General features: G+C 45.2%; 10 protein-coding genes. 7 read left to right on the plus strand and 3 right to left on the minus strand.

Annotated features, from left to right (window positions below):
- The first annotated feature begins 2 nt into the window (after positions 1-2).
- On the plus strand, positions 3-635 hold the full coding sequence (gene maiA / locus Q1B11_RS14025; protein ID WP_299733753.1) for a maleylacetoacetate isomerase: 633 nt from the start codon (positions 3-5) through the stop codon (positions 633-635).
- Here maiA and Q1B11_RS14030 read toward each other — a convergent pair.
- Together Q1B11_RS14030 and Q1B11_RS14035 are read right to left on the minus strand one after the other, a co-directional pair.
- Positions 632-2,080: a hypothetical protein gene (locus Q1B11_RS14030; protein ID WP_299733755.1), complete on the minus strand. Its 1,449-nt coding sequence runs from the start codon at positions 2,078-2,080 to the stop codon at positions 632-634. The two genes, maiA and Q1B11_RS14030, sit on opposite strands and share 4 nt — an antisense overlap.
- A gap of 113 nt (positions 2,081-2,193) precedes the next feature.
- Positions 2,194-2,970: an alpha/beta fold hydrolase gene (locus Q1B11_RS14035; RefSeq protein WP_299733757.1), complete on the minus strand. Its 777-nt coding sequence runs from the start codon at positions 2,968-2,970 to the stop codon at positions 2,194-2,196.
- 152 nt (positions 2,971-3,122) lie between these two features.
- Here Q1B11_RS14035 and Q1B11_RS14040 point away from each other — a divergent pair, with 152 nt between their 5' ends.
- Positions 3,123-4,265, plus strand: a complete 1,143-nt coding sequence (locus tag Q1B11_RS14040) for a M20 family metallopeptidase (protein ID WP_299733759.1) — start codon at positions 3,123-3,125, stop codon at positions 4,263-4,265.
- Positions 4,266-4,481: 216 nt separating this feature from the next.
- On the opposite strand, the gene yccS is transcribed toward Q1B11_RS14040, so the two are convergent.
- On the minus strand, positions 4,482-6,653 hold the full coding sequence (gene yccS / locus Q1B11_RS14045; RefSeq protein ID WP_299733761.1) for a YccS family putative transporter: 2,172 nt from the start codon (positions 6,651-6,653) through the stop codon (positions 4,482-4,484).
- A gap of 367 nt (positions 6,654-7,020) precedes the next feature.
- On the opposite strand from yccS, the gene Q1B11_RS14050 reads away from it, so the two are divergent.
- The 5 genes from Q1B11_RS14050 to Q1B11_RS14070 all read left to right on the plus strand — a co-directional run bounded on the left by Q1B11_RS14050 (position 7,021) and on the right by Q1B11_RS14070 (position 11,389).
- Entirely contained in the window at positions 7,021-7,197 is a 177-nt protein-coding gene (locus Q1B11_RS14050) for a hypothetical protein (protein WP_299733763.1), read from the plus strand.
- Positions 7,184-7,417, plus strand: a complete 234-nt coding sequence (locus Q1B11_RS14055) for a hypothetical protein (protein ID WP_299733765.1) — start codon at positions 7,184-7,186, stop codon at positions 7,415-7,417. Before Q1B11_RS14050 ends, Q1B11_RS14055 begins: the two co-directional genes overlap by 14 nt.
- A gap of 4 nt (positions 7,418-7,421) precedes the next feature.
- Positions 7,422-8,324, plus strand: coding sequence for a 30S ribosomal protein S6--L-glutamate ligase (rimK, locus tag Q1B11_RS14060; RefSeq protein WP_299733767.1), 903 nt, complete (start codon positions 7,422-7,424; stop codon positions 8,322-8,324).
- 114 nt (positions 8,325-8,438) lie between these two features.
- A complete protein-coding gene (locus Q1B11_RS14065) occupies positions 8,439-9,494 on the plus strand; it encodes a succinylglutamate desuccinylase/aspartoacylase family protein (protein WP_299733769.1) in 1,056 nt (351 codons plus the stop codon).
- Positions 9,495-9,622: 128 nt separating this feature from the next.
- Positions 9,623-11,389: a hypothetical protein gene (locus Q1B11_RS14070; RefSeq protein WP_299733771.1), complete on the plus strand. Its 1,767-nt coding sequence runs from the start codon at positions 9,623-9,625 to the stop codon at positions 11,387-11,389.
- The last annotated feature ends 34 nt before the right edge of the window (positions 11,390-11,423 follow it).

Here is an 11,423-nt window from a genome sequence, read left to right on the forward strand (position 1 = left end):
TCATGGGTCAAATAAACCTGTACAGCTATTTTCGTTCCTCTGCGGCTTACAGAGTTCGTATTGCACTGAACCTGAAAGGGTTAGACTACCAGCAACACGCCATCAATCTACTCAAGGGTGAGCAAAAATCCAAAGAATACCGATCGGTCAATCCACAAGGCCTGGTTCCTACCATGATGACTGAGCATGGAAGCATCAGTCAGTCTCTGGCCATGCTGGAATGGCTGGAAGAAACCTACCCTGAGCCGTCTATTATTCCCGGAGACTCATACCAGAAAGCACAACTCCGAAGCATGGCTTATCAAATCTGTTGTGACATACACCCGCTAAACAATCTTAGAGTATTGAATTATTTAAAAAATGAATTTTCTGTCAGCGAAGAAGAGAAATCTAAATGGTATCAACATTGGATAACCATAGGATTCAAAGCCTTAGAGGCGCAATTAGATGATCATATTTTCTGTTGTTCAGATCACCCTTCAATCGTTGATATTTCTCTTATACCACAGGTGTATAATGCCATGAGATTTAATCTGAACATTTCCGATTTCCCTAAAATCCAAACGATTTACCAACACTGCAACACAATGAGTGCATTTATGCATGCCGCACCTGAAAATCAGCCCGACACTTAACTCGTTGCACTGAATCGTCTAATATCTACTTTAGCCCGTTTTGTTGACGGTTCAGGATCTTCGTTACCAGAATAAGTCCTGACTGAAGCGGGCTCCTTCAGGCAAGGATTGGTACTTACATCCTCAACAGCCTGTCTTTTGAGCTCTCGTTTGGTTCGATTAAATTCATAGGATGTTGCGCAAGATTGAAAATCTTTACCGAAGATGAGTGAAAGTTTTTTCCGTGCGAGCTGAGGAGGTCTTACTCCTCGTTTATTAGCTTCTAACACTCCTCTCAACCCATCAACCTTATGATCGTCAGCAAACTGGGTATTATTCAAAACAGCTTCCATTTCGCCGCATGCATCGTTCCACGACGTTAGTATTTTTTTTGCTTTTCGTAACCCTTGCAAACTTCTCGCAAAGCTTTTTCTTAGTTCTTGTACTTCATTTGTCACTTGCTTTTTTTCGGCTTCGACCATACCCATTCTTGTTATTGCCTGATCAAAATTATCTGCCAATTGGGCAAAACTTGCATTTTCAGTTTGAATTATCTCCTCTAACTCACCAGCTCTAACGACAGCATCGTCATACTGGCTCAAAAGATTATCGTGTGCAGTTTTGAGTTGCGTATGTCTAGCCTGCAAATCCTCTTTATCACAAAAAAGAGACTCCACTAAATCCTCAAGTGCCGATATTTTTTTTTCCTGCTGGGTGACTGTAAAATAGCATGCGTCATGAGCATAAACAGTCCCCCTATTAATGTCGCCAATCTCTTCAGCATTAAATACACTGAATGTGTCCGAACGGTACACACCAAAGGGAATTGCATGGGCACTTATGCCACTATTTTTGCATAGACTGAAATCTTGTTTCTTCTTCCAGTTGAGTAGATTTGCTATTGCCTGATGCTCCTTGAAATAATTAGAAGGATTTTCTATGACCATTTGCCAGGTTGGCTTTTCAGAAAAACTGACATTTCTCTTATGCTCTTTACTAAAGTTAGCAAACTCATCAGGGTAATTTTGTTTTAGGATTCTGATATCATCTTCTGATAACTCTCCTTTGCCTTTGCCTTGGCAAACAATATAACAGTCTGAAGAATCATCTAGATCAGTTTGATCTGGAATAGCTGGCAACACAATAACATTTTCTTTTGCTTTTTTGTCAGAAGAATAAACAAACTGATGAGATCGAGCAGGATTCACAAAAAAATCATCTGGATCGACTTCTTGAGTTATTGTGCCCAGAGGTGGTTGAAAAGGCTCAACAATCTTCACATGTTTTGCTGAGTAGTAAGTTCGATCAGCTTTAGATGATGAGCCAGCTTCAATAAACGGCTGCACATGAGGCTTGGCATATACATCCTGACCATTAACGTTAACAGTAGCATCGCTTTCTATGTAGCCCTGAGCCCCCCCGGGGTAATGTGATGCAACTGATTGATTTGAAGTTATTTTATCCATAATTTATCCCACACTAATAGAATCGTTATGATGTTTTGACCCTTCTTTAGTTCTTTAGTTCTTTAGTTCCAATAGAAAGAACGATTTACCCGGGAATAAATCAACCCGTGCCATCAGCTCTTCCCTCCAAAGAATCTCAACAACATTTTTGCTACCAGTTCCGGTTTCTGAGCATGAACCCAATGCCCGGTATCCGGTATAATGCGGACGCTGGCGGAAGGAAACATCCCCAACACTTCTTCCTGATGCTCAGCAGCGATGTAATCAGAGTCCCCACCTTTAATGAACAGCGTTTCTCCGGAAAATTTTTGTTTTAACCCTTCCTGACCTGCAATAATTTCATAGTACTGGCTATCGATGACGGGCAGATTTACCCGCCACTGGTAACGCCCTGCCTCATCTTTATATAAATTTTTCAACAGAAACTGTCGCACGTCTTTTTCCAACACGTAGCTCTGTAAAAACTTATCCGCATCGCTACGGCTGGAGATACTCTCCAATGGCATAGACGACAGCCCTTCAATAATGCTGTCGTGCCTGCGCTTCTGATAAGTAACTGGAGCAATATCAATCACTGCCAGTTTGTTCACACGTTCCGGTGCCATCAGCGCCATGGTCATGGCAATCTTTCCACCCATGGAATGCCCAAGCAGGTGAACTCGCTCTAATTGGTGATCATCCATATATTCAAGGACGTCTTCCGCCATCAATTGATAAGTCATCACATCACTATGAGGCGAACGACCATGATTTCGTACATCCAGACCATGAACTCGATAGTGCTGCGCAAGACCGCGATTGATCATCCCCAGATTTTCCTGAGAGCCAAATAGCCCGTGAAGGCTAATCACATCGGCGCCTTCCCCCTGTTGCCTTGCATACAGTTTCATGACTTAGCTTGTCTCGCAATAATGTTTACAACGGTAATTACTGATCAGGAATTCTACCTAACCGACCATACAAACGCTTCTACATTTGATACAACGCTCATTCATCCAATTTATTTAACACTATTTTTCAAACCAACAGAGTCAGTACCATTATGAGCGAAGATAATTTCAATATTGACCAGTATCTGGAAGAGCTTAAACCACTGATCAACGTTGACTGCGGCACCTTTACGCCTGAAGGCGTCAGCCAGATTGCAGACATCATGACTGAAAAGTACAAAGGTCTGGGCTGGCAGGTTTCCCGCCACCATTTCGATGAGAAAGTAGGCCCGGGCCTGCTGGCCACCAACAAGCCAGAATCTGAAGTGTACGACATCATGCTGGTTGGCCATATGGACACAGTGTTCCCGGAAGGTACGATTGCTGAGTGGTCACTGACTACTGATGAAACCAATGCCTATGGCCCTGGTGTCGCCGATATGAAATCGGGTCTGCTTAACATTTTCAAAGCGATCAACCTGCTACCAGAAGACGTCGCTGATCGTTTGAGCATTGCCGTTTGTATGAACCCTGATGAAGAAATCGGTTCCATCTACTCCGGTGAATGGCTGAAAGGCATTGCCAAGAAGAGTCGTTGCGTACTGGTCGCTGAAGCTGCCCGCGCCGACGGCTCTCTGGTGAAAGCTCGTAAAGGTCTGGCTGCCTATAAGGTAGAATTCAAAGGTAAGGCTGCTCACGCCGGTAACGAACCCGAGAAAGGCATTTCTTCTATCACAGAAATGGCTCACTGGATCACCACCCTGAACCGTGAAACCAACTTTGAAACCGGCACTACTCTGAACTTTGGCGTAGTAAAGGGCGGCACCGCTGCCAACGTTGTGCCTGATTATGCGTCAACTGACCTGGATATCCGTTTCTGGAACAATGACGACTACACACGCCTGGAACAGATCATCGCCAACCTGCAGGAAAATCCATCACTGCCAGGAATCGAAATTACCCTGACCCGTGAAGCTCACAAGCCAGCGTTCACACCAAACGAAGGCAGTGAAAAGCTGATGGCTCTTATTGAAAAGAGCGGTGAAGATATGGGTATCAACATCACCTGGCAGGCCGTAGGCGGTGGCTCTGACGCCAACCTGACTGGTGCTCTGGGCATTCCAACTGTTGATGGCTTAGGCCCAATTGGTGGTGCTATGCACAGCCGTAATGAGTTTCTGGTGCTGAACTCTATCGGCCCACGCCTGCAACTGCTGCGTAACGTGATGATCAATATTGCTGAAACCACCAGATAATCAGTCAAAAACCACTCTCATCTGATGGTGTGAGTGGTTATACCAATGTCGCTTTTTAATTATGAAGTGAGCAAGTTATTTTCGGTGACTGGGCAAGGCGAAGAGACGAGCCATAGCCTTTACGCCCTGTGGGTGGTAGCTATGGCGAGGAACTTCAACGCAGATCCAGTCGCCTAAAATGGCTGCGCAGGCCATAATTTAAAAGCAGAATTGGTATTATTTCTTTCTGGACGACAGCAATTGGTTAATCTCATCAGACAACGTATGCATTTCTGGCAAAATCTGAATCATTAACTGAAACTGTTGAAGCAACAAACGCACCTCTGGCTGTCCTTCATCAATCCCATCATCATTCTCTTGTAAACGACGATCGATCACAGATAGATCTCCTCTCTCCACAACATGACCGACCAACTGTCTTTCCAAACTTAATAGATACTCATTGATCAATAAATAAATACTTTGAATCCCTTCCTTGAACTGAAGATCCTTCAGCTTGTCCCTATGAGCTCCTAACGTCGATATGTAACTTAACAGGGCACTGGACAAGGTCAGAAAACGAAAGCATTGCTCACCTGCCCTCTGAAATCGTTCTGGCTCCAAGTGCATACTGAGTATCGCACTATTCAATTTCGTGTCCATATTATGAGCTTGTCTGCGCGCTACCCGATAGGCAACCCCGTTATTCCTTCCATGGATATACTGTTCTATCACTTCCTTGAGGTACATTCGATGCATCTCAATGGTGGTGGCCATAATTCGATTAAGCCGTTTTGATTCCCAGTCCGGCAAAATAAACATCACGGCAATAACGGCCAATACACAACCAAGTAATGTGTCTCCCAAACGCGGCAGAATGACCGTAAAGCCTAAACCCTGCTGACTGAAACAAAACAACACAAGTAGAGTAATAAAAGCGGTGGCCAGATCGTAACGCACCTTACGAAAGGCAAAGAACAGCACACCACACAACACCATCAATACCAGCTGTCCTTCCTGACCGGGGAACAAATAAAGCAATGGCGCACCCGCCAGCAAACCAACTATTGTACCGATCACTCGCTGAACCAGTTTTGCTCTCGTCGCACTAAAGCTGGGCTGACTGACAAACAGCGTCGTTAATAACACCCAGTAACCCGGTTGCAAATCGAGCAGCTGTATGAGTCCATAACCGGCAGTCAGGGCGATTGCCAGCCGAATACCATGACGAAAGAGCGGGCTGTCAAACCGGAACTCATCTCTAATGCGTTTAAGGTGAGCCTTCACCCCCTTCGGCTCGAAATCCGCAAGAATTCTTTCATCACCATCAGCCTCCATATCAGGGCGGCCAATAGAAGACAGCTGCAACACGACAGAAGATAAATTCTTTAACAGGTACTCTAACTGAATCAACAGTGAACGCCATTGCGGCTGATTCTGCTGTTTGAGATGCTCAATCGACTGTTGAATTTCATCCAAAGCCAGTACTGCTTTGCCACTCGGCTCGTATGTGCGGTTCATCACCAGTGCTTCTGACACTTCCCGGCATTCTCCAGCCAGAATCATCAACAGTTTCTGAAAGCGAAATAACACATCACTGCGGGCAAAGTGGCTGGCAAGATCCTGATAACGATAATGGGAGGAGCTGATCCGCTCATGAATATCCTGGGCGACAAAGTAGATCTGCAAATAAACCTGATCACTTAAACTGGCCCTCTGTCGTACACGCTGCAGTAAAGAGTCTTTCGTCTGGTTCAGAGCCGACACCAGCAGGGTATTCTTTTTGGCCAACTTCAACCGGTATGGCTGGGGAGACAGATCCGGCATCGGATCAAATAGCTCACTTTTGCTCTCCAGATAATCGGACAGACCATGAAACACCTGCGCAAGCCCTTGCTGCACCGGACGGTTTGGCCAGACTATCTGCCATAACAAAGAAAGCGTGCTGTACCACAGCGCACCAGTTAACAGCAGCATGGGCTGCGTCCAGATATCGTTACTCTGCCCGGCACCCAACATGGTATAAACCGCCAGCAATAATGATGCAAAGGCGATACTGGCATACCTTGGCCCCATCGCCCCCAACATGGTAAAGCCCATGGTTGAGATAAATAGACCAAGGGCAAACAGAAGTGGATAAGGGAGCAGTATTTCAATGGACAACGCCGCAATATGAAAGCAAAGCAGCATCAGCAGGACTGCTTTGATTCTTCCGGTCAGCCGGTCATCCACTTCCGCTAAAGCGGCTGCAATAATACCCAACACCATCGGTGTAATTTGATCAATGGTATTGCCATACCAGGCAGGTAGCGTTACGCCGGTCAGTGCTATAAATACCCTGATGCAGTAATTTATTCGATCGTTAGCCCAGTAACTGCGGAGCCTCTGAAAAATATCCGGGTCTTGCATATAGCCTGATCAGCTCAATAAGAAGTGTGTTTAAGAAGGCGAGACAAACATTATTATCAGCATTCAACCGCAGCTTCAACTGCCTTCAGTCGTTAAACCATGCTCGTACAATCCATCAAACAGCTTTATCAAAATACTATAAATTCGCTACCTGAGGCACAGAAACACAGTTCCTAACGCTACACATACACCTATGAACAGCATATAAAACTATTTTCCTACCCTGGCATTGTTTTTTATTGACTGAATTCAGGTTTTACCAGAAATTAGCGCGGCAACGCCGACCCTCATTCACTGCGAACGCTGGTTTGCAGTTGAAGGCAGGCTGTTTGCTATTTGTCACAATCGGCATTTAGAGCAGGCAGAGATGGAAGAGTATACAGACTTCGAAGAAGAGTTTGAGAAAGCGGCACAGGCAAAGAAGCGCAGTCGCACTCGCATCGCGGATTATGAAAAAAAACGCTCAAAAGCGGAGCTATTCCTTGAGCGAAGACGCCTGAGGAAAATGCTCGGAGATGACAACCTGATTTTTGACCACTGGTAACCATCTCCGTAACCAACGTCTTGCACAACATACTCATTGGGCTGCAGACAAGCAGCCCATTTTGATTTCCCGACTCTGTCTGCCGGTTCGTTTCAGTTACGTCTATGCTGAAATGACCACACCGAATCGTTCGGTTTATCGCCCTCTGGCTCCCCTCCACACTGAAGACAATTCACAACGAATGTCGTCCAGAGCGGCCAGTTATTTTTACCAGGATTGACCCAATGCGAATTGCGCTACTCTCCCGTAACGAGCGGCTCTACTCTTCCCGCCGAATCATTGAGGCTGCACAGGCTCGGGGGCACACGATTGATGTTATTGATATTCTCAGCTGTTACATGAACATCAACGACAAAAACCCAAGCATTCATGTGAAAGGGGTTGAGCTGCCACATTATGATGCCATTATCCCGCGCATCGGTGCCTCCAACACCTTTTACGGCACCGCGGTTCTTCGTCAGTTTGAAATGATGAACTGCTATACCCTGAATGAGTCTTTGGCCATTGCCCGTTCCAGAGACAAACTGCGCTCTATGCAGTTACTGTCCCGCAAAGGTGTTGGTCTGCCAGTCACTGGCTTTGCCAGCGGTCCTGGCGACATTCCTGACCTGATCGATATGGTGGGCGGTGCGCCACTGGTCATCAAGCTCCTGGAAGGCACACAAGGCATTGGTGTTGTATTGGCAGAAACCCGCAAGGCTGCAGAAAGTGTTCTGGAAGCCTTCATGGGCCTGAAAGCCAACATTATGGTTCAGGAATACATTAAAGAAGCCGGTGGTGCCGATATTCGCTGCTTCGTCATAGGCGACAAAGTCATTGCAGCCATGAAACGACAGGCGCCGGAAGGTGAGTTCCGCTCAAACATTCACCGCGGCGGCAGCGCCAGTTTGGTAAAACTGAGCAAGGATGAACGAGCCACGGCCATTAAAGCGGCAAAAGCCATGGGACTCAGGCTGGCAGGTGTGGATATTCTGCGTTCAGACCGCGGTCCGCTGGTGATGGAAGTCAATTCTTCACCAGGTCTGGAAGGCATTGAACGAGCCACGGCAAGAGATGTCGCACACTGTATTGTTGAGTTTATTGAAACGAATTATCATCGCACCAGCAACTCCCGTATCACGGGATAAGCCATTTTCGTAACCTCCATCACTCCGCCTGAAACAAACACAACATCGGAGTGATGCCTTTTCAACCTCGGGCACGAATAACCTATTCTGCTGACCGGGGCTGGAGTTTCCCCCATGGAAAAAGCACAACCTCTTGAGCTGTTTGGCCATACCATTAAACCAGGTATACGACAGCATTTATCTATCCCAGTTGTCCGTCTTTATACCGACACGCCGATCGATCTTCGCATGGAAGTCATCCACGGTCGTAGAAAAGGGCCTTGTCTGCTCGTTACTGCCGCCATTCATGGTGATGAGCTCAATGGTGTTGAAATCTGTCGTCAGGTGCTTGGCCATAAAAATCTGTCCAAGATCAGCGGCACGCTCATTGTAATCCCGGTGGTTAATCAACTGGGCTTTATTCAACAGATTCGTTACCTGCCAGATCGCCGTGACCTTAACCGTTGCTTCCCCGGTTCCAGCAAAGGCTCGCTGGGCGGAAGATTGGCTGATCTGATTACCACAGGCCTTTTCCCACACGTTGACTATGCGCTGGATCTTCATACCGGCGCGATTCATCGTACCAACCTGCCACAGTTGAGAACGGATCTATCCAATGAGAAATGCGTGGGCTTGGCCAGAGCCTTTGGCGCTCCGGTTATTCTCAACTCATCACTTCGTGACGGGTCATTCCGTGGTGCAGCCAATGAGTACAATATTCCGGCGCTAGTCTACGAAGCCGGGGAAGCGTTGAGACTGGAACAGGCTTCCATCAAACTGGGCGTGAAAGGTGTAATGAGGGTGATGCGACACCTGAATATGCTACCCAAAAAGCCGCTAAAATCTCCAGCCATTCACCCCTGGGAGTGCAGCGAAAGCCGCTGGCTGAGAAGCTCCCGTGATGGTCTGGTACTTCTTCACATCAAACAGGGTCATCATGTAAAAGAAGGCGATACGATGATGACCATCGTCAACCCTTTCGATGCCAGTGATAGTGAAAGTATCATCGCGCCCTTTGATGGGGTGGTGATTGGCTTAAGTCAGCTGCCGCTGGCCAATGAAGGCGACGCCTTGGTTCATCTGGCGAAAATCAGCAGCACACTGGCAAATACTGAATATGATCAGGAAGTGATCGAAGAAGAACTGGATCTGGGCGTCGCTCAGCTACCAGTTCCTGAAGCGATTGACTGATATTAAAGCGTATGACAAGGCTCTGCGCCTTGTCATGGGAGATCCTCTAACACTTACGTCTAATTGCCAATAATCCCAAAAACTACAATTATATAGAAATCCATGATATTAGAACCAACGGAGGAGGTATGATAAACGGAAACATACCAACGGGAGGAAATCACCAGTCAACCCAAAAAAAATGCAATTCTTGGCACCATAAAGCAAAAGCTGTGGCGAAACATATAGCCAGAAAAATTACAACAAACCCTAAACATATACAGAAGCTGTTTTATTCATTACGTTCTACAACATATTCAAAACTTGAAAAATACAAGATCAGCCAACAATACAAAACAGAGCCCTTACTAAATCCGACATCCTTTCGTGCGTTGAATGAAGCTGATATAACCATTAGCAACTTAAAAAGCCAGCGGGACTCTATAATAAAACTAATTCACGAAACACAAAGAACCATTTTGTTGGAAGGGCCCGCACCTCAGCTTTTAGAAAAAACCAGAAAACTTATAGAAAATTCAAGAAAAGAGGTTCAAACTCTAAAAGCCCACAATCAGAAATGCGCTGAGACAAATAAAAAACACAACGAGCTTCATTTATTTTTAGATGGACTACAAGATTATCTGAACAATGCAGAAGCTAACGATTTTCGATCAACAAAAAACAAAGAAAAACTATTTGAAACATACGAAAGTTTATCAAAATCATTATCCCAATATGAACAAGACGAAGATAAAAAACAGAGTAAACTCAAGAAAGCAGAAAAACTGATAAACCACGCAAAGAAATCAAGAAAATACACAAAAGCAATACTAAAACTGAATTCAGAATTGAGGGTACTATTTAAAAAATATAATAACAAGTTCGATGAACTATTATTAGAAAAATTAAAAAGAAACCCTTCACCTTTTCAGTCAAAAATAAAACTATTCATCAATAACCAATGGGTATCAGTCAACCTGAGTTATACCCCGGCAGCAAAAATGCGCTTATCAACAGAAGCAGCCAACTCAATTAATCCGGGGCAGAGAACTCCATTTGAAGCTGATTACGAAAATACATTTATTCCTTCTTGCCACGGAGCAACTGATCACGCAGTAAACCTCCTGGGCTACAAGATGAAAATCAACGATCAGGTTGTCGACAGTCATATTCGAGTTGGTTGTCCTTATGCCTTCAAAGAAGCCGACAATGACAGCCGGTTAAAATCGACCAAACACCGATTGAATGAGATTTTTACGGCTATTTTATTGCAAAATCATCCTGATTTACTCAACCAGGCAATCAGCAACCCAAAAAGTGAACCTATTCAATTAAACATGGCCTACATGAATTTCCTCACGCCCGACAAGCTTAGGAGTACATGGATTGGAAAAATCGTGGGAATTCCCGATGAAGCTCCATGGTTAGAAGAGATGCAGAAAATCATTAAAAACATATCTGGCAAGGAACTGGCATTACCAGTTTTCGATACTAACGGAAATGCCCATAGCATCCGAATCACTCCAAATATCACAATGTTCAATTTCCCAACAAAAGTTCTCGCCCTTAAAGCCCATCGCGATAGCCGTTTTACGGTAAAATTCATTGGCAAATTAATTAGGAAAGCTGCTAACCCCTGGAAAACAACAGACAGTATAAATAAAAGAGCGCTTATAGATCTCCTAGGCGAGGATAAATCTTACCAGGGTATTATGGAGCATGCACTCAAGCCCCTGTCCCAGGAACAACAGTCTGAAGCAAAAAAACTGGCTGATGAACTTTGGAAAATGTGCAATGACAACAACGGAAAATCCCGAAAAATTGCCGATAAAACCGGACCTTTCACGTTCACTTTAACTCTATTTAAACTTTTAGCCTCGTCAGTAAAATCTGTGGGCAATTTCTGGTTCAGGTAGCTTGCCAAGTGCATGGTATAACGCAACTTCCGCG

The sequence above is a fragment of the uncultured Endozoicomonas sp. genome, assembly GCF_947495845.1.
GTDB lineage: Bacteria > Pseudomonadota > Gammaproteobacteria > Pseudomonadales > Endozoicomonadaceae > Endozoicomonas.